The 20114-nt window shown below is 57.6% G+C and carries 13 protein-coding genes; 9 read left to right on the plus strand and 4 right to left on the minus strand.

Annotated features, from left to right (window positions below; translation table 11 throughout):
* Nucleotides 1-215: 215 nt before the first annotated feature.
* The 3 genes from ACM6UT_RS14640 to ACM6UT_RS14650 all read right to left on the minus strand — a co-directional run bounded on the left by ACM6UT_RS14640 (nt 216) and on the right by ACM6UT_RS14650 (nt 2381).
* Nucleotides 216-1187 carry an NAD(P)/FAD-dependent oxidoreductase gene (locus ACM6UT_RS14640; RefSeq protein WP_416798073.1) on the minus strand — a complete coding sequence of 324 codons (972 nt, stop codon included), beginning with the start codon at nt 1185-1187 and terminating at the stop codon, nt 216-218.
* Nucleotides 1100-1468 carry an NAD(P)/FAD-dependent oxidoreductase gene (locus tag ACM6UT_RS14645; RefSeq protein ID WP_416798074.1) on the minus strand — a complete coding sequence of 123 codons (369 nt, stop codon included), beginning with the start codon at nt 1466-1468 and terminating at the stop codon, nt 1100-1102. The genes ACM6UT_RS14640 and ACM6UT_RS14645 overlap by 88 nt, the downstream gene beginning before the upstream one ends.
* Before the next feature lie 208 nt (nt 1469-1676).
* On the minus strand, nt 1677-2381 hold the full coding sequence (locus tag ACM6UT_RS14650) for an SDR family oxidoreductase (RefSeq protein ID WP_416798075.1): 705 nt from the start codon (nt 2379-2381) through the stop codon (nt 1677-1679).
* A gap of 367 nt (nt 2382-2748) precedes the next feature.
* Between ACM6UT_RS14650 and ACM6UT_RS14655 the strand changes: the two genes are divergently transcribed.
* The 7 genes from ACM6UT_RS14655 (at nt 2749) to ACM6UT_RS14685 (ending at nt 16572) form a co-directional block, all read left to right on the plus strand.
* Nucleotides 2749-4548 carry a DUF6538 domain-containing protein gene (locus tag ACM6UT_RS14655; RefSeq protein ID WP_416798076.1) on the plus strand — a complete coding sequence of 600 codons (1800 nt, stop codon included), beginning with the start codon at nt 2749-2751 and terminating at the stop codon, nt 4546-4548.
* 220 nt (nt 4549-4768) lie between these two features.
* Nucleotides 4769-8041: a helicase-related protein gene (locus ACM6UT_RS14660; RefSeq protein WP_416798077.1), complete on the plus strand. Its 3273-nt coding sequence runs from the start codon at nt 4769-4771 to the stop codon at nt 8039-8041.
* Nucleotides 8041-8799 carry a DUF4391 domain-containing protein gene (locus ACM6UT_RS14665; protein ID WP_416798078.1) on the plus strand — a complete coding sequence of 253 codons (759 nt, stop codon included), beginning with the start codon at nt 8041-8043 and terminating at the stop codon, nt 8797-8799. The genes ACM6UT_RS14660 and ACM6UT_RS14665 overlap by 1 nt, the downstream gene beginning before the upstream one ends.
* A 10-nt stretch (nt 8800-8809) precedes the next feature.
* A complete protein-coding gene (locus ACM6UT_RS14670) occupies nt 8810-10783 on the plus strand; it encodes a site-specific DNA-methyltransferase (protein WP_416798079.1) in 1974 nt (657 codons plus the stop codon).
* Nucleotides 10784-10792: 9 nt separating this feature from the next.
* Nucleotides 10793-12448, plus strand: coding sequence for an RNA-binding domain-containing protein (locus tag ACM6UT_RS14675; RefSeq protein ID WP_416798080.1), 1656 nt, complete (start codon nt 10793-10795; stop codon nt 12446-12448).
* A gap of 64 nt (nt 12449-12512) precedes the next feature.
* A complete protein-coding gene (locus ACM6UT_RS14680; protein WP_416798081.1) occupies nt 12513-15614 on the plus strand; it encodes a type III restriction-modification system endonuclease in 3102 nt (1033 codons plus the stop codon).
* A gap of 58 nt (nt 15615-15672) precedes the next feature.
* On the plus strand, nt 15673-16572 hold the full coding sequence (locus ACM6UT_RS14685) for a restriction endonuclease (protein ID WP_416798082.1): 900 nt from the start codon (nt 15673-15675) through the stop codon (nt 16570-16572).
* 249 nt (nt 16573-16821) lie between these two features.
* Here ACM6UT_RS14685 and ACM6UT_RS14690 read toward each other — a convergent pair whose 3' ends face one another.
* Nucleotides 16822-18102 carry a hypothetical protein gene (locus ACM6UT_RS14690; protein ID WP_416798083.1) on the minus strand — a complete coding sequence of 427 codons (1281 nt, stop codon included), beginning with the start codon at nt 18100-18102 and terminating at the stop codon, nt 16822-16824.
* A gap of 269 nt (nt 18103-18371) precedes the next feature.
* On the opposite strand from ACM6UT_RS14690, the gene ACM6UT_RS14695 reads away from it, so the two are divergent.
* On the plus strand, nt 18372-18680 hold the full coding sequence (locus ACM6UT_RS14695) for a hypothetical protein (RefSeq protein WP_416798084.1): 309 nt from the start codon (nt 18372-18374) through the stop codon (nt 18678-18680).
* An 858-nt stretch (nt 18681-19538) separates the two neighbouring features.
* Nucleotides 19539-19862, plus strand: a complete 324-nt coding sequence (locus tag ACM6UT_RS14700; protein ID WP_416798085.1) for a DUF2293 domain-containing protein — start codon at nt 19539-19541, stop codon at nt 19860-19862.
* Nucleotides 19863-20114: the final 252 nt, after the last annotated feature.

Here is a 20114-nt window from a genome sequence, read left to right on the forward strand (position 1 = left end):
GTCGCCGAAATCTCCGTGGTAGTTCAGAAAGCGAAACATGCCTCAGCCTCTACAGTCTCCCGCCGGGATGCATCGGAAGGTGCGAAGACAAGGATAAGCCCGGCGGTTTCCGCGACCGCGCGGAAACTTGGTCTTTCGACCGAAGACACCGCTATCACGAAATTGCCGCATTTGCCAGCCCCGCCGCGAGGTGCGCGGCAGGGCGGCAGATTCCGTTATGGTTTGAACCGCTCCGGCCGCCAGGCGCTCATGTCGAGGAACGGCTTCTCGCCGGTGACGGCCTCGGCGATCAGCCGGCCGGTAACGGGACCGAGTGTGAGCCCGTGATGGGCGTGCCCGAAGGCGAACCAGAGGCCGTCGTGGCGCGGTGCCTTGCCGATGATGGGCATCATGTCCGGCGTGCAGGGCCGCGCTCCCATCCAAGGTTCGGGATCGAGCCGTTCGCCGAGCGGGAAGATCGTGCGCGCCACCTTTTCGGCGCGCTCGAGTTGCACGGGCGATTTCGGCGCGTCGCGATCGGCGAATTCGGCGCCCGTGGTCAGGCGGATGCCTTTGTCCATCGGCGCGAGGAAATAGCCGCGCTCCTTGTCCATGGTCCAGTTGTTGAGCACGGCATTGCCCGCCGGCGCATAATGCATGTGGTAGCCGCGCTTGACGCCGACGATGAAGCTGTAGCCGAGCGTGCGGGTCACGTCCTCCGACCAGGGGCCGAGTGCCAGAACGACATCCTTGCCTTCCACCATGCCGTCGGCGGTCTTGACCTGCCAGCCCTTCCCGGAGGCGGTGGGCTTGAGCGTCGTGGCGTCACCCCTGACGAACTTGCCGCCGAGGCTTTCGAAATAGGCGAGATAGGCCATGGTGAGCCCGTGTGGATTGGTGACCGACCAGGGGTCGTTCCATTTCAGCGCGCCGACGAACTTGCCCTTCAGGTGCGGCTCCACGCGCGCGAGATCGTCCGCCGTCAGCGCCGTGAAGTTGATGGCCGCGACCTTCGCCAGCCGCTCGGCCTCGGCAACTTCCTTGTCCATCGCCGCCCGGGTGCGGAAGGCCTCCATCCAGCCGTTCTTGCGGATCAGGCGCTCGGCACCGGCCGCCTTGATCAGATCTGCATGTTCGGAGCCGAATTCTCGATGAGCGGCGCGTAGGCGTTGGCGATCGCCTGATGGCGCACCTCGTTCGAATGCCACCAGTAGCGCGACAGGAACGGCACCAGCTTCGGCATCGCCTTCAGGTGGTAGTGCGCATCGATACGGTTGTTGAGGCCGTAGCGCACCAGCATGCCGACTTCCTGCGGGAAGCCGTAGGGCACGATGCCCTCACGCTGGATCAGGCCGGCATTGCCGAACGAGGTTTCCTCGCCGGCACCCCGCCGGTCGACCAGCACCACCGAGCGGCCGCGGCGGGCGAGATGGATGGCGGTAGAAACGCCGACGATACCGGCGCCGAGCACGATCGAATCTGCAGACATTCTTTTCAGGATTCCGTTGCTGTCACGTCTTTCGCCGAACATGCAATTGTCAATGCCGTCGCGCAAATGGAAAAATGCAAAGACCTGCCGATTGCCGAAAAGCGTTGCAAAAATGCGCGAAATCTTCGCAGACCCTTCGACGATGAACCGTGAAAATGGCCACGATCCGTCGTCGAAGCGTCTCCCGATCGCAGATTTCGTCAGGCCGTCATACCGCGCGTGTCAGCCCGCCGTCGACGCGGATGTTCTGTCCGGTGATGTAGGCGGCGCCATCGGAGGCGAGGAAGGCGACGGTCGCAGCGATTTCCGCGCTGGTGCCGTAGCGCTTCATCGGCACGGCCGAGCGGCGTTCCTCGGTGCCGGGCAGGCTGTCGATCCAGCCGGGCAGGACGTTGTTCATGCGGATATTGTCCGCCGCGTAGGTGTCCGCGAAGATCTTGGTGAAGGCGGCAAGGCCCGCGCGGGCGACGGCGGAGGTGGGGAACATCGACGACGGCTCGAAGGCCCAGGCGGTCGATATGTTGATGACGACGCCGGATTTCTGCTTCTGCATGATCGGCGTGACGAGACGCGTCGGGCGCACGGCGTTGAGGAAATAGACCTCCATGCCCATGTGCCAGTCCTCGTCGGTCAGGTCGAGGACCGGCTTGCGCGGTCCGTGGCCGGCGCTGTTTACCAGCACGTCGACCCGCCCCCATTTCTCGACCGTCGCATCCACGAGCCGTTGGAGATCGTCATTCGACTGATTGGAGCCGGTGATCCCGATGCCGCCCAGTTCCTCGGCCAGCGCCTCGCCCTTTCCGGACGAGGAGAGGATCGCGACGTTGAACCCGTCCGCCGCCAGGCGCCGGGCGCTTTCCGCGCCCATGCCGCTGCCGCCCGCCGTGACGATGGCTACCTTCTTTACCGACATTGCAAGAACCTCTCTTCCACGATGGGGCGCCCTGTCGTTCGCCCGCTGCGCCCTGACCTAGGGCCGTCACGCGGTAACGAAAGGGGTCCTCGCCCTTTTGGCAAGCAAAAAAGAGATTGTAGCGTTACGCTCGGAAAGGCGCCGCCGCTCGACGGGGCATCACGTCGCCAATGACGCCAAAACGGGATCCGGCGCGACTGGAAAACCAAGGAAATAAGGGGATTTAGCGAGATTTGGCTGGGGAACCTGGAAAGTAATCCAACTTTCATCAAGGCCTTGATGCGAAACAACCTATTGCAAATAAACAGCTTATTTTCTACCGCTGTTCCGGTTGGGTGTTCCGGAATAGTGCTACGGATGGACGGAATTGGCAAGGGTTACATATCTCGAACGACGGGGCGCAACCTACTACGCGAGACTGGATGTCCCGCTTGACCTTGTGGGGCACTATGGCACCACGACACGCAAGAAGTCCCTCCGAACCAAGGACGAGAATGAGGCGAAGAAGCTGCTCTGGCCTGTCATCGAGAGCTGGCGCGCTGAGTTCGAGGAGGTTCGCGCCCGTCGGGAGATCACAGACGATGACAAGGCGCTTGCCGTCTGGCAGCACTACGAGGCGACGATTGGCGGCTACGACCGCAAGCAGCGGGCCATGCCGACGCCCGACGACGCGGCCGCGGAATTGCAGCGCCTCTATCGGCGGATCGACATGGGGGAAATCAGCTCCGACGATTTCGTCGGCATGATCAACGCCTATACCGACTATGAGCTGATGCTTCGGGCCAGGACCGATGACGCGAATCTGCGTGGGCGCCGTCTGCATGCCCTCAAGGGCGCGCTTACGTCCGGCGATGCGAATCTGATCGAACCGGCCGTGAAGGACTTCATTTCGCGACACCGGCTCCTTGTCGATGCCGGTTCCGACGAATACCGCGAACTTTGCGTGCTGATGATGCGGGCGGAGATCGAGGGACTGCAGCGCACTATTGAACGTGACAAGGGCGACTTCACCGGAACCCCGAAAGATCCGATCGTCAAGCCCGCGAGCGGTAGAGTCCGTGAGGCCGCGGCCCCTGGTGAGACGATCATGGAGCTCTTCGATATCTATGCCCGCGAGAACCCGAACCAGGTCAAGCCCGACACACTGGCGCAAGCGCGCCGGGACGTTGGCCTGTTCGTGGAATACGTCGGCAGCACATTTCCGGTCCACAGGATCGACAAGAAGGCTGTCCGCGAATGGAAGGCACTTCTGCTTCAGTATCCGATTAAGGCGAGCGAGACGAATGCCTTTGATGGCATGTCTCTGTCGCAGATCGTCAAGCACAACGAAACGGTGAAGAAGCCGACGATCAGCACGACCACTGTCAACCGCTACCTGTCCGGCTTCAGCGCCTTCTGCACCTGGCTGACAAATCATGGCTATCTCACGATGAACCCGGCCGTGGATATGTTCCTCAAAAAGTCCAAGGAGAAGACGACGAAGCCCTTCACGGTTGAGGAAATGAATACCTTGTTCAAGTCGCCGTTCTTCACTGGATGTCAGGACGATGGCTCGCCCCGCTTCTGGAGCAAGCAGGGCAATGTCCTGATCCGCGATCACCGCTACTGGGTGCCACTCGTCATGCTGTATTCTGGTGCACGCCCGGCCGAGATTGCCCAGCTTGGCATAGGCGACGTTCGTGAAGATCGCGGTTATTGGATCATGCACATCACGACGGAAGGCGAGGGCGACAAGAGCGTGAAAACCGACGGCTCCATGCGCGTCCTGCCGGTGCATCCCGAATTGGTGAGGCTGGGTTTCCTGGCCTATCATGCGAGGACCAAGGAAAAGGGCGAGAAGCGCCTCTTCCCACTCGCCGAGCGAAATGAACGAGGGCAGATGATGGCCGACTTCAGTCGGGATTTCCCGCGCTACCTGACCAAGATCGGTCTGAAGGACGGGCGCGGACTCTCGCTCTACAGCTTCCGCCATGGTGCGGCTGACGCCCTCCGTCGTGCCGGCTTCCTTGATGAGCAATTCGGCTTCCTGTTAGGGCATACAACCGGCACGATGACGCAGCGATACGGCACCCTGCCGCAAGGTATGCTTGAACAGCGGGTGGAGCTGGTGAACTCGATTTCCTATCCAGGCCTTTCTCTTGATCACCTCAAAACAGGTAGCGCGTAGCGGAACAGTTTGGGGGTGTCCGCCCACGACAGTGCATCTGGCGCATGACAAGTCTCTTTTGATTGCGGGAAGGCTCGGCTTTCCCGCGTAGAACGAGGCGGTTCAATATTGGCAATTACAGTACTCAGAGCTTGTCTGGCGACTCTACTCAAGGCATATCGGTAGCTATGAATTTGCTCGTTGAACGGGTGGTTCGCTTTTCGCAAGGCTCGCTTGGTTAATGAAAATCATAGACAACACTTCTCAGCTCCTTGGTGACGATCTGAAGGAAACCATCGGCCGAGGATCTCGCGTCAAGATCGCGGCATCATGCTTCTCGATTTACGCCTACGAGGCCCTGAAGGCTGAGCTATCCAAGGTTGAGAGCCTGCAGTTCATCTTCACGGCTCCAACCTTCGTGCCGACTGAAGCCACCGACAAATTGAGGAAAGAGAAACGCGAATTCTTTATTCCCAAGGCCGGGCGCGAAAGCAGCCTTTACGGCAGCGAATTTGAGATCAAGCTTCGCAACAAGCTGACCCAACGCGCGGTGGCTCGTGAATGCGCGGCGTGGATCCGAAAGAAGGCACGGTTTAAATCCAACGCGACCCAGGCGGCTATGCAGCCGTTCGCTCATGTCGAGAGCAATGGCGCCACAGTCGCTTACATGCCGATCAGCGGCTTTACCGCCGTGGATCTTGGCTACCAAAAGGGCAATGCGGTTTCCAACTTCGTGACGCGGATGGACGAGCCGGTCCACGCGAACGTCTACCTCCAGCTCTTCAACCAGATTTGGAACGACGCGGACAAACTCCGGGATGTGACCGACGCCGTCTGCGACCACATCGAGTCCGTCTACCAGGAGAATGCCCCAGAGCGCGTCTACTTCCTGATGCTGTACAACATCTTTCGGGAGTTCCTGGAGGATATCGATGAGGACGTTCTGCCGAATGATCTCACGGGCTATAGAGACAGCATCGTCTGGAACAAGCTGTTCAACTACCAGAGAGACGCGGCAACCGGGATCATCAACAAGCTTGAAACCTACAACGGCTGCATCTTGGCGGACTCTGTCGGTCTGGGCAAAACGTTCACCGCACTGGCTGTCGTCAAATACTACGAGCTCCGAAACAAGTCCGTGCTGGTGCTCTGCCCGAAGAAGCTCGCGGATAACTGGCGAAACTACAACACCAATCTTACCACGAACATCTTCGCCAAGGACCGATTCAACTATGATGTCCTGTGCCACACGGATCTGTCGCGCACATCGGGCGAATCCTTTGGCATACCGTTGAACCGGGTCAACTGGGGCAACTATGACCTGGTGGTGATCGACGAGTCCCATAACTTCCGTAACAATGACGTCTACAAGGACCGGGAGACGCGGTATCAGAAGCTGATGAACAAAGTCATCCGCGCCGGGGTCAAGACCAAGGTGCTGATGCTGTCCGCTACTCCGGTCAACAATCGATTCAATGATCTACGCAATCAACTCGCCCTGGCCTATGAGGGGCAGTCAGATGCGCTCAGCAAAAGCTTGAAGTCCCAGACCAGCATCGAGGAGATCTTTCGCCGCGCACAGAAAGCGTTCAACGAATGGTCCACCCTGCCACCCAATGAGCGGACGGCTGCGTCGATCCTGCGGACGCTCGATTTCGATTTCTTTGAGCTGCTCGATGCAGTCACCATAGCCCGGTCACGTAAGCACATCGAGACCTTCTACGACACAAAGGACATCGGCAAATTTCCTCAGCGCAGGAAGCCGCTCTCGTTCCATTGCCCCATTACGCAGCGACCGGACGTGATGGGTCTGAACGACATCTTTGGCCAATTGTCCCTGCTGAAGCTCGCGGTCTACGCGCCGATCAGCTACATCCTGTCCAGCCGCCTGGCGAAGTACGAGGCGATTTACGACACGCAGGTCGAGGGTGGACGCGGTAAGCTGCGGCAGGCCGATCGTGAACGAAGCCTTCAGGCGCTGATGACCACCAATCTGCTGAAGCGCCTGGAAAGCTCGGTAGAAGCCTTCCGTCTCACCCTGCGAGCGCTGGGCGGCAACATCACGCGGGCGCTCGATGCAATCGCTGAATATGAGCGGACCGGGCGCAGCGGCGGTATCAGCGATCATCTCGAAGACATGAGTGATTTCGATCCGGAGGACGAAGACCTCGCAGGCCTCGATGAGTTTACCGTCGGCAAGAAGGTTCAGATCAGCCTCGCCGACATGGACCTGCCTTCCTGGAAACATGATCTTGCGGCTGATCGAACCTTGATCGATGCACTGATTGCTTCAATGGATCAGGTGACACCCGCGGACGATGCAAAGCTGCAGCACTTGATCGGGATCCTGAAGCAGAAGGTTGCCGAGCCTCTTAATACGGGTAACCGCAAGGTCATCGTGTTCACTGCTTTCGCCGATACGGCCGATTATCTCTTCAAGAACCTGGCTCCCGTCGCGCAGCGGCTAGGGCTTCAAGTGGGGGAGGTGACCGGCTCCGGCTCGCCGAAAACCACGCTGAAGAAATCCTACGACTTCCAAAGCGTCCTGACCCTCTTCTCGCCACGCTCGAAAGAAAAGTCTGTCGTCCTGCCGGACGAGACGGCGGAGTTGGACATCCTCATCGGCACAGACTGTATATCCGAAGGCCAGAACCTGCAGGACTGCGACTTCCTGGTGAACTATGACATCCATTGGAACCCGGTGCGGATTATCCAGCGGTTTGGCCGTATCGATCGTATCGGCTCGCCCAACGACCAGATCCAGCTCGTCAACTACTGGCCGGACATCACGCTCGACGAATACATCAACCTGAAGGAACGCGTCGAGAACCGGATGGTGATCGCCGACGTGACAGCGACGGGCGACGATAACGTTCTGACCGCAAAGTCGAGCGATATCGCCTATCGCAAGGAGCAACTGAAGCGGTTGCAGGATGAGGTCATCGAGCTGGAGGACGTGAAGGCCGGCATCTCGATTACAGACCTTGGGCTGAACGACTTCAGGATGGACCTCTTGAACTACGTCAAGGATCATGGCGACCTCGAAAGCATGCCTTATGGCATGCATGCCGTTGTCCCGGCCGCTCCAGAACTGGGGCTGCGACCTGGCATGATCTTCGCGCTGAAGAACATTCACGACAGCGTCAACATCAACCAGCAAAACCGCCTGCATCCCTTCTATCTGGTGTACATCGATGACGACGGCGAAATCGTCGCCGATCATACCGAGGTGAAGCGGTTGCTCGACCTGATCCGTACGAGCTGCAAAGGGCGGTCGGAACCGGTCCCGGATGTCTGCCGGCTGTTCAATGAACGGACGGATGATGGGCGACAGATGGGGCGCTATTCCGATTTGCTCAGTCAGGCCATCAGGTCGATGATCGAGGTGAAGGAAGAGAAGGACATCGATAGCCTTTTCAGTGGTGGGCGCACGACCGCACTGATCCATACCATTCAGGGGCTGAATGACTTCGAACTCATCGCCTTCCTGCGGGTCGAGGAGGCAGTCGCCTGATGCTCTACGACTGGCCGCGGGCAACAGCCTTCGGGCGTGTGATCCCCAAGAGCAAGATTTATGAACACGCTGGCGCCAGCACTACGCTCAAAGATCTGTTCGTGCGCGAGGTCGATCAGATTGTCTGGGCGCACAAGCTTGCACCGGAAACGATCAACCTGCCAGCCTCGAAATCCGTCAGCGAGATCCAGGTCTTTCGGGTCAGTCAGCGGGAAAGCAGTCTCGATCTGGACGCCCTGCGCGCGATCGATCGCGCCATCCCTTTTCCCTTGCTGTTCGAGCTGACCCATAACGGCAAGATCAAATTCGTGGCGGCTTACAAGCGGCCGAGCGAGACGGATAGTTCCAGATGGGTCCTTGGCGATTACTTCGAGGACGAATGGCAGCCAGAGGAGACGGCGCGCGCGGCGCTCCCGGTGGCGCTGAACATGGGGGCGCTTTATGAACTGCTGCTCAGCCCGCTGGTCGAACAACAGGCGGCCAAGCTGATTTCCGGGCCTGCAGCGGGGTTCGCAGAAGACCCGCAAGCGCCCTTTGGTCCGGTGTCCTCCAACGAACCGATGTCGCTCGAAGTAAGGATCGCCCATGCTGAGGCAGTGAAGGCGAAGACGCGCGAGATCGAGCGGATCAAGACGCGCTTGGCGCGCGAGAAACAATTTAATAAACGTGTCGCCATTAACGCAGAGCTGCGCACCGCGAAGCAGGAGTTGGAGCGGCTGGTAGGCGAGCGCGCGGCAAGCGCACCGAGCACGGAATAAGAGGAAGAGCATGGACAAGCTGAAGATGCACAGCCCCGATCTGACCCAGGAGAACATAGCCCGGATCCGCGACCTGTTTCCCGGTTGCGTCACCGAGGCGCGTGATGAGGTGACCGGTAAACTGCGTTTGGCCGTGGACTTTGATCAGCTTCGTCAGGAATTGAGCGACAGTATCGTGGAGGGGCCGCAGGAACGCTATCGGCTGGATTGGCCGGGCAAGCGGCATGCATTGGCACTTGCGAATGCGCCAATCAACAAGTCGCTACGGCCCATTCCGGGTGAAAGCCTTCAATTCGATACAACGAAAAACCTGTTCATTGAGGGTGACAACCTTGAAGCGCTGAAGCTGATCCAAGACACCTATCTCGGACAGATCAAGCTGATCTACGTCGACCCGCCCTACAACACGGGCAAGGATTTCATTTATCGAGACAGTTTCGCCACGGATCAACTGACGCAGGAAATTGCGACGGGAGAACGGAGCGAGGAAGGCGCACGCCTTGTCGCGAACCCGGAGGGCAACGGTCGTTTCCACTCCAACTGGTTGACCATGATCGCCCCGCGCCTCCGGTTGGCGAAGAACCTGCTGACGCGTGACGGGGCCATCTTTGTGTCCTGCGATGAGGGCGAACAGCCGCGGCTGCGTTTGATCATGGACGAGATTTTCGGTCAGTCCAACTTCGTCGCCGACATGGTTTGGGCGGCCGGACGCAAGAACGACTCGCGGCTGGTTTCCGTGTCGCACGAATACATCGTCTGCTATGCGCGCGATTCCGAATACCTGCGAGAGAACGGGGTGACCTGGCGGCAGCGCAAGAAGGGGCTGGACGAAATCTATGCACAATATGAGCGGCTGAAACGTCAGCATGGTACTGACTATAAAGCTATGACTGAGGGAATGAAGGAATGGTATCGGTCGCTGGCCGATGGCGATCCGTCAAAAGCCCACAAGCATTATGCTCACGTTGATGCGCGGGGCCTCTATTTCCCCGACAACATTTCCTGGCCTGGGGGCGGCGGACCTAAATTTGAGGTGCTTCATCCAAGAACCAGGAAGCCTGTAAAAGTTCCCTCACGCGGCTGGATGACGAGCGATCCAAGGCGCATACAGGAGTGGATTGACGACGACCGCGTTCATTTCGGGGACGATGAAAATTCAGTGCCCTGCATCAAGAGCTACCTTGAAGACAAGGAGCTTCAGACCCCCTATAGTGTGTTCTATCAAGACGGCCGCGCCGCCTCGAAGCGTTTGCGGGCTCTTATGGGCGGCGACCTTTTCGAATTCCCAAAGGACGAACTGGTTCTCCAAGAAGTCATCGAGATGATGACGGAGGGCGATAACATCATCCTCGACTTCTTCGCGGGTTCGTCGACCACCGCGCATTCGGTCATGCTTCAGAATGCGAAAGACGGCGGGAACCGGAAATTCATCATGGTCCAGCTTGATGAAGCGGTGGACGAAAAGTCAGAAGCCTTCAAGGCCGGATTCAAGACCATCCCAGAAGTAAGTCGGGAGCGCATCCGCCGTGCTAGCAGACAAGTTCTTGACGGCGACTGCCACGCAAACTGGAACCGCGATGTCGGTTTCCGGGTGCTGAAGGTCGATACGTCCAACATGAAGGACGTCTACTACCGTCCCGATGAACTGAAGCAGGGCGACCTGCTGGATATGGTCGATAACGTCAAGGAAGACCGCACACCTGAGGACCTGCTGTTCCAGGTACTGGTGGATTGGGGCGTTGACCTGACACTACCGATCCGCCGCGAGACAGTGCAGGGCAAGACCGTGTTCTTTGTGGACGACAACGCCCTCGTCGCCTGCTTTGACAAGGGTGTGACCGAAGACCTGGTCAAGGAGCTGGCAAAGCGCGAACCGCTCCGCGTCGTCTTCCGCGACAATGGCTTCGTGTCCGATGCTGTCAAGATCAATGTCGAGCAGATTTTCCGCCAGCTCTCCCCGACCACCGATGTCAAGTCGATCTGAGGCCAAAGCATGGATCACGCCGCGCTTTCCGCCCTGTTGAACCAGCTCGTCTCCCATTGGGAGAGCGAGGTGGTCGAGTTCAAGCGCGGAAAGGATGGCTTTCCGAGCAGCGATCTTGGCAAATATGTGGCGGCACTGGCAAACGAGGCCAATCTCCGAGGCCGTGAGCGCGCCTGGCTGGTCTTCGGCGTCGACGACAAGACGCGAGTGATTGTGGGGACATCCTACAAGGAAAACCCGGCCCATCTTCAGGCTGACAAAAACTCCATTCTCAACGGCACCGGCAGTTTTACGGTCCGTGAAATTCATGTGCTGAACCATGCGGATGGCCGGGTGGTTCTGTTCGAAATTCCGGCCGCGCCGCGCGGCATGCCGATCAACTGGAACGGCCACTATTACGGTCGGGCAGGTGAGAGCCTTGTGGCCCTTGGTCAGGATAAGCTTGACGAGATCCGCGCACAGACCCTGGCAACGGATTGGACAGCGCAGCTTGTCGAGGGCGCGAGTATAGCAGACTTGGACGCCGAGGCGCTGAAGGTTGCGCGCCAACGGTTTGCCGCCAAGCATGCCAACCGTTTCAACGCCGAGGACATTGCTGGCTGGAACGATGGAGCCTTCCTGGACCGAGCCAAGCTGACTCAGAATGGCGCGATCACCCGCGCCGCTCTTCTGTTGCTCGGCAGGCCAGAATCCGTCTGGAGGCTCAGTCCGCATCCTGCCGAAATCACGTGGAAGCTTGAAGGTGAAGAGCGTGCCTACGAGCACTTTGCCCCGCCCTTCCTGCTGGCCACCTCCCAGATCTTCAGCCGTATTCGCAACATCCAAATGCGGTTGCTGCCGGAAAATGAGCTGCTTGCTCATGAGGTATCAAAATACGATCAGAGGGTCGTGCTCGAAGCGCTCCACAACTGCATAGCCCATCAGGACTACGCTCGCTCCGCCAGAATTGTTGTTACGGAACGGCTGGATCGGCTTGTCCTGGAGAATGAAGGAACCTTCTTTGAAGGGCAGCCGGATGATTATGTTTTAGGAGATCGGGTGCCTCGTCGGTATCGCAACCCCTTTCTGATCAATGCCATGACCGAACTGAATATGATCGATCACATGGGCTATGGCATTCAGGATATCTATCGCCGTCAGCGCGAGCGCTTCCTGCCTCTGCCCGACTATGATTTGACGGAACCGGAGGTGGTTCGTCTGACCATCCATGGCCGCGTGGTCGATGAGGCCTACAGTCAGTTGCTGATGCAGCAGACCGGACTGCCGCTCGCCGATGTTTTGGCGCTGGACCGGGTTCAGAAGCATCTGCCGATCACCGATGACGCCGTACGGCATCTCAAGCAGGCGCGCCTGATCGAGGGGCGCAAACCCAACTTCTTCATATCAGCCAGGGTCGCCGATGCGACCTCGCAGAAAGCCCAGTACATCAAGTCGCGGGCATTCGACGATTACCATTATGAAGAGATGGTCGTCGGATATTTACGAGAGTTCGGACACGCCTCACGTAAGGAGCTGGATGACCTTCTGAGGAAAAAGCTGAGCGATGTGCTGAACGAAACTCAGAAGACGCACAAAATCGGCAATCTTTTGAGTGCTTTACGCAGGAGGGGGCGGATTCGTAATTTCGGTTCGAACGCCTCTCCCGAATGGCGTCTCGTGGAATAAATCGCGAACATCCTACGAAAGCTCTACGAGAGTTACGAAAGAAATTTAAGAAAGCCGACGTCCCATGAAGCTCAAGTTCAAGGTCCAGCCATACCAGACCAATGCCGTCGAGGCCGTTGTCGATTGCTTCGAGGGGCAAATCAAATCCGACGCTTTGAGCTACCGTATCGACCCAGGTCGCAAGGCGCAAACGAGCGCATTCGAGGAAGGCTTCAAGAACGCCGACTTTTCAATCAGCGAGGCGCAGATCCTTGAGAATATCCGCAAGGTCCAGCGGCGCCAGAACCTACCGCTGTCTCAGTCACTGACCGACTTTACCACGTTCAACCCACGCGGCGAGCGCGTCGCCGTTGCCGCTGCGTACAAAAGGGATGCCGTTGCGGCAACGCGCGTGCATCTCGACGTCGAGATGGAAACCGGCACGGGCAAGACCTACTGCTACATCAAGACCATCTTCGAGATGAACAAGCGCTACGGCTGGTCGAAGTTCATCATCATCGTGCCTTCGATTGCCATCCGGGAGGGCGTGGCGAAGTCGCTGCAGATTACGGCAGATCACTTCACAGAAAGCTATGGCAAGAAGGCGCGGTTCTTCACCTACAACTCAAAGCGCCTGCATGAGCTTGAAAGCTTCTCGTCCGATGCCGGCATCAATGTGATGATCATCAACATCCAGGCGTTCAATGCGCGTGGAGCAGACAACCGCCGTATCTACGACGAGCTAGACGACTTCCAGTCGCGAAAGCCGATCGATGTCATCGCGTCGAACCGCCCGATCCTGATTCTCGACGAGCCTCAGAAGATGGAGGGGGCGGCAACCACCGAAGCCCTGCCGAAGTTCAAGCCGCTGATGATCCTGCGGTATTCTGCTACCCACAAGACGCAGCACAACCGCATCCATCGCCTCGACGCTCTCGATGCCTATAACCAGAAGCTGGTGAAGAAGATCGCTGTCCGCGGCATCCAGGCACGGGGCCTCGCAGGTACCAATGCCTACCTCTATCTCGAAGGGATCGAGATCTCGAAGAAGGCCCCGGTCGCACGGATTGAGCTGGAGCTGAAGCTGGCGTCGGGTGAAATCAAGCGCCAGCTTCGCCGCGTGGAGTTCAAGGACGACCTCTTTGCTTTGTCCGGCGAGCTCGATCAGTACCGGGGTTTCACGGTCAGCCAGATCGACGCGGTAAGTGAAACGGTCGAATTCACGAACGGGGTTATCCTCAAGGCTGGTGAGCCCAATGGCGACGTCTCCGAGCGAGATATTCGCCGCATTCAGATCCGCGAGACGATCAAGGCGCATATGGAAAAGGAGAAGCAGCTCCACTCCCGTGGGATCAAGGTGCTTTCCCTTTTCTTCATCGACGAGGTCGCAAAATATCGAGATTACAGCCAGGCTGACGAGCGCGGTGAATATGCTCGCGTTTTTGAGGAGGAATATGCCCTTCTAAAGGAGGAATATCTGTCCGAGCTTGCGATCGATAACGAGGCCTACCGCAAATATCTGGCCGGTATCGATCCTGCTAAGACTCACAACGGCTATTTCTCGATCGACAAGAAGACAAACCGTCTCAAGGATCCCGATGTCGCTAAGACTGGTGACAACAAGGGTCAGTCTGAGGATCCGGATGCCTATGACCTCATCCTGAAGGATAAGGAGCGGCTTCTCTCATTCGCGGAGCCGACACGTTTCATTTTTTCCCACTCGGCGCTGCGCGAGGGATGGGACAATCCGAATGTCTTCGTGATGTGCATGTTGAAGCACAGTGACAACCAGATTTCCCGCCGCCAGGAAGTCGGTCGTGGTCTGCGCCTGAGCGTGGATCAGAACGGCGACCGGATGGACAATCCCGTCATCGTCCACGACATCAATGTCCTGACTGTTGTTGCCAGCGAGGGCTATAAGAATTTCGTCGACGCTCTTCAGAAGGAAATGGTCGAAGCGCTGACGGCCCGGCCGCGCCAGGCGAACGAGGAGTATTTCAAGGGCAAGATCATCGAGGCGAACGGCACGTCGATCGAAGTGTCGCCCGATATGGCTGCTGGCATCGAGTTCTATCTCGTCCAGAACGGATACGTCGACAGACAGAAGAACATTACCGCGAAGTATCAGAGCGCCCGCGAAGACGGAACACTGGCGGAACTCCCGGAGGACTTGCAGCCTTATGCCGACCAGATCGTTGGGTTGATTGATGGCGTTTTCGACGAGCGGCAACTGCCGAAGATGCAGGACGACCGTCGCTCCAAGCGCAACCCGCTCAACGACAACTTCCACCGCAAGGAATTCCAGGAGCTTTGGAGCCGTATCAATCAGAAGGCAGTCTACAAGGTTGAGTTCGAGCCGGCGGAACTGATCCGGAAGAGCATCAGCGCACTCGACAGCCATCTTCGGGTGACGCCGCTACAGTATACGGTCACCGCAGGCATCCAGCGCGACGGGTTGACCTATGACGCCGTTGGTGATGGCAAGAGTTTTCGCGAAAACGAGCAGGAGACGTATCAGGCCGAAACGGTGGTCTCGCTCGTCAAGTACGATCTGCTGGCAAAGCTCTCAGAAGCGACGCAGCTCACCAGGCAGACCATCGCGGAGATCTTGTCCGGCATCCAACCGAGCGTTTTCGGCCAGTTCAAGCAGAATCCGGAGCACTTTATTAGCGAATCTGCTCGTCTGATCATTGAGCAAAAGGCGACGATGGTCATCGAACGCCTGACGTATGACGCCGTCGCCGAACGCTACGACGCCGACATCTTCACGGCCAGCCAAACCGTCCAGGATTTTTCGAGGGCCAGCGAAAAACTCAAGAAGCATGTCTACGACTATGCGCTCCTTGATTCCGATACCGAGCGTAAGTTCGTTGAGCAGTTGGACACCAGCAATGAAATCGTCGTGTACGCAAAGCTTCCCAAGGGTTTTGCGATCCCGACTCCTGTTGGAGACTACAATCCGGACTGGGCCATCTCGTTCAAGGAAGGGTCGGTTCGCCATATCTATTTCGTCGCCGAGACGAAGGGCACCTTATCGTCCTTGAAGCTTCGCGAGTTCGAAAGCACCAAGATTGAATGTGCCCGACGGTTCTTTGAGGAGATCGGACGCTCGGTGACTACGGACCAAGTGAAGTATGATGTAGTCACGGATTTCTCACGGCTCATGGATGTCGTGAGGAGCGCCTGACATTCGACCCCGATCGCGCTGCGGAGCTAAACCGATGATACCTGACTATCAGACGCTCATGCTGCCTGTCCTTCGCCTCGCCGCAGAGGGTGAGACCCGCGTGTCTGATGTAGCTGAACGAATTGCGGACGATCTGAGCCTGACGCAGGCAGAGCGTGAGCAGCTTCTGCCTAGCGGCCGCCAGCGTTTGCTGCACAATCGCATTCATTGGGCCAAGTTCTATATGAGCAAGGCCGGTCTGATCGCCTCACCTGCGCGGGGCCGCTTTGTGGCGACCGAGAAGGGCAGGACGCTGCTGGCGACATCCCCGGAGCGTATTGATGTCGCTCTTCTGATGCGGGAGCCTGAGTTCCGCGAGTTCTACCGAAACGAAGGCGTGGCAACCCAACAGAATGGTATCTCCGCCCAGCCTCTCGAGGCTACCTCTACCCGGACGACGCCGGAAGAGCAGATTGATGCCGCCCACGCGTCCCTGCAGGCTGCCCTGCGCGACGAACTGCTTCAGCGTATCCTTGCCAACAGTCCTGCCTTCTTCGAGCAGCTTATTGTCGATCTCCTCGTGGCCATGGGCTATGGCGGTAGCCACAAGGACGCCGCTGCACAGCTCGGCCGTTCCGGTGACGGCGGCGTCGATGGTATCGTCAACGAGGATCGGCTCGGCCTTGACCGCATCTATGTCCAGGCCAAGCGCTATGCTCCTGGCAACCCCGTCGGTCGTCCCGATGTCAATGGTTTCGTGGGAAGCCTCGTCGGCCTCGGAGCCACAAAGGGCGTATTCGTCACAACATCGACTTTCAGCCAGCCGGCGCGCGACTACGTCAAGCATCTGGCCCAGCGGGTCATCCTTATCGACGGGCAGGAACTGGCCGATCTAATGATCGAACACGGTGTCGGCGTCCGCAGCTACCGCACAGTCGAATTCAAGCGGTTGGACGAGGACTTCTTCGGCGAGGAGTGAGCTGACTGGATTGAGAGCGCATTAATTCCGTTCCGCTATCTATTCGTCCTTGAACCACCGCGACGGCATTACGACGACAACAGAAATGCGAGTCGTGCCAAGTTTTTCCCAAAGATTTTGTCCGGCAGGCGGGCGGTAAGGTTGAAGGACCTGCGTATTCGTCATCTGCACGGCTTTTCGACCTAATAACTTGTTCATCAGTTTATTACAGGTAGTCTTTGCCTTATCTCCACCACATCACGCCTAGCCTCATACTCCCATCTCACTCCTAATCCTCCTTTCAAGCGTAGCCAGCGCCCGTTCCACCATCCGCGTCAGTTCTTCATAGGCGATGAGAGACCCGTAGGGCCCGGCCGCGAGTCTGGAGCGTGCCGGCATTCTACTTCCTCTGGTCCTGTGCCATCTTCGGATCTTTGGCATCTCCAGCGACCGCAATTGCGTGCGAGCATCTTCTCGGATCTGAAGACCCAGCACGCCGGCGTTGAGGAATCTCTGCCTCCTGAAGTCCTCGACCTTCCTCTTAACTGCGGTTGATCCTGCGCGTACAGTTCCGGCCGACATGGCCGCAAACGTCGGTTTCATGAACTGGAAGAAGCGCTTCTGCAAGCGAAGAATCGAGACCGTCTCCAGATCGCTGAATTTGTGAAGACCGATCTCGCGGCACCCTTCAGATCCAAGCGTCACCTCGATCCGAACCCGCTTCTTGTCCTCCGGCAGTTCGTCTTTTGTCCCGGCTGCCTTGTTCTGCTTGTCGAGAACCTTGTTCTGTACTCGCCAGAATGCTCTCGGATCGTCGCGCTCGCCTACGTAGTAGGTAGATCCGTATAGCACTATCCGATCCAAGCCTGGTGACATCCGGTCGCCGATGTCCAGGCTGTCGTCGCTTTCGTTTCGGCTTATTGTGTAGTCGGTTGACTTGATGCTTCCCGGCGTGAACCGGGGCCACATCCTGTTGCTTCTCAGCACCTTGGTTGTTGGGAACAAGTGTCGGATCAAAACGCCATGCATCCGCGCTCTAGTTTCCTCGCTTGGCGATTTCGGATAGAAGTCGACGCTGATCTCGATCCCGACAATGCGGGGATGAATAGCCAAGCCATACTCGCTCTCAAGATCTTCAAGCACTTTCCGGACCGATTCCAGATCGGGCTCCTGAACCCGAAGCTTGTATCGAGATGCCGTCTTACCTTCGCCAAGATCTAGCGCCTCAGGGAATTCCTTGCGGCCCGTCTTCTTCTCGATTCGATCGTTCAAGTGCCAATACTGCGTGCGCCGGGAGAGCTGCAACTCGATATCGATCCAGTCGACCAAAGCAGCGCACCGGTAAGCGTCGAGGTCGATCTGAGGAGTAAGCGTCGTCCGGTTCTTCAAGCGCGCCTGTGAGCGCCTGAGAGTCTCCTCGAGGTAGATGAGGGTTACGGGATCCTTCTCGCCCTTCTCCCGATATAGAATGACCTCGTGCCGCAACTGTTGTCCTGCCCCGTTCAGACGCGCTTCGGCGATGCCGTATGCTGATTCTTGGTTCCCGGCCAAGGCAGTTCGTCACAGAGATGCGGAAAGCTACCGGTGACGAGTAGTCCGCCTCCCAATGTGCTGTCGCCCATTCTAAATTTTTCTCCGACTTTTTTGTGCGCGCCGATGGGTGGACCGCTATAACTCCCGACATGAGCAAGGAGAGATAGCAATGGAAAGCAGCCGGACCTCGACGACCACCTGCGCCACGTCGGCTACAATCTGCATTTCCTCAGGGAGCCAAGGTTTCCGGCATGGTGCCGGACCTTAGCCTTTGGAAGGAACCAGGAATGGAAACGGAAGTGGAAGTGCCTTTCGCACCGCCCGAACTCGACGAAAAGTTGTTGAAGGAAATGGAGATGATTGCGCTGGACTTTGAGGGGCGCCTTAAGCTCCATCAGCAGCTCTTCATCAACTTTCCGGAGCCCTATGAACATCTGACCATCGAACTCAGCACGAGGCAGATGCTCGAGGTGATCATCGAAGAGATGGAGGACAATGACGAACCCGACGCCGCCACCTATCGGATGTTGATGGAGAAGTTCTATCCTGATCCTCCGACCACTTGGGTGGATCATCAGGAGGTGACGCCGGCCTAGCGAGCAGCACTTCAGGATATCTTCACGGGGAACGCAGAGCTGGCCGATCTCTCTCGGCCAGCTCTCTGAGGAGGTCCGGTCACGGTTCCCTTGTCCAAACAAACTGAAGCCTCGGCTCCAGGCCTCCTGTGGTTCCTAAGCAGCGAGGTGCTGGGTAGGGCTATATACCGACAGACAAACTGCGATTGAAGCTGGAGGGGGCAGTCGAAGAGCTGTAACAGTCGCGTCCGAAGTATCTTCTCGAACAGGCAACGGAAATGTTTTCGCCATTGGCAAGCAAGGCTTCCCGCGCACTGGCCACCAGTCGGAACTTGGCCTTCTATAGTCCCTGGCGCGGGAGTAACGGTCGCGCCTGAAGAGGCTGTAGAACCAGATCCACCTGGCACCAGTCATGAAGCGGGATCCCACCTTTACGTCGAGCGAAAATCTCCAAAGTCGGCTGTTGTTGTCAAGAAGATGGAAAGGTCTGTCAAGGTTCGGCCGGGAATGCTTGGTTTTCTGGGGCCTCCCACCTTTACATCTCTCCTGACGAAGATAGGTATTTGCGCTCAATTCGGGCGTCAAACCTCTCTTCCTGTAAAGGTTCCTTGCGTTGAATGTAAAGGTTGAACAGTGTCTATCAGCTTCTGCTCGATATGCACCTCGGCATGGGAGGATAGGATCGCCGCGCTCGGCCAGCACAGAAGGCATCCCAATCAGAACGCAGGGGTTTTCCTAAGACGTCGAGTTTCAATACACGTCACGTCCAGATTAACGCTGTCTAAAATCTGTGGATAACCTGCGTAAGTAAGCACTTACTTTTGTATCATTTTCCACTACGTCCGAATAGATAGATGTCCTCATCAATCGAGGACGTCTATGCCAAGGTTCTCCATACGTACAATCAAGCGGCATCTGCGCCGTCATCACCCCAGCTGCCCGGACTTCGCTGTCGAATATTTCGCGAACGAGATCGCCAACAGAGATTGGGGGCGAGCTCCCCTTGGCCAGGCCGTGGGCATCACGATTCAGACCTTTCTCCGGCACGAGATGACCGACTACGACACGCTCCTGCTATCCGGCATGGATCGCGATGAAGCCCGACGACGTGTTCAGCCGAGGATCAACAAGATGCTTCAAAGCTGGAGACGCAGGCCGGCTGTGAAGGAACTGGAGAAGGCACCAGTCAATGACAATGCTTGAAGCAAGAATGACGTTGGTGAGACTGGTCTGGGATCTGTTGAGCGAGCGGGGTCTCGAAACAAAAGAGTTTCTCGAAAAGGCCGGCACGTTCCAACCGTCCAGCCTGCAACGTTATCTCAAGGGATACGTGCGGCTACACCCAAACCAACTGGTCGACATCATCGAAATCCTTCAGCCCCACGAGGCGCTCGAGCGGCGAATGCTCGTGCTGTAGAGCGACAATCTGGATGAGATCAGCGCGACAATCTGGAT

Source organism: Ciceribacter azotifigens (genome assembly GCF_048159625.1).
Lineage (GTDB): Bacteria > Pseudomonadota > Alphaproteobacteria > Rhizobiales > Rhizobiaceae > Allorhizobium > Allorhizobium azotifigens.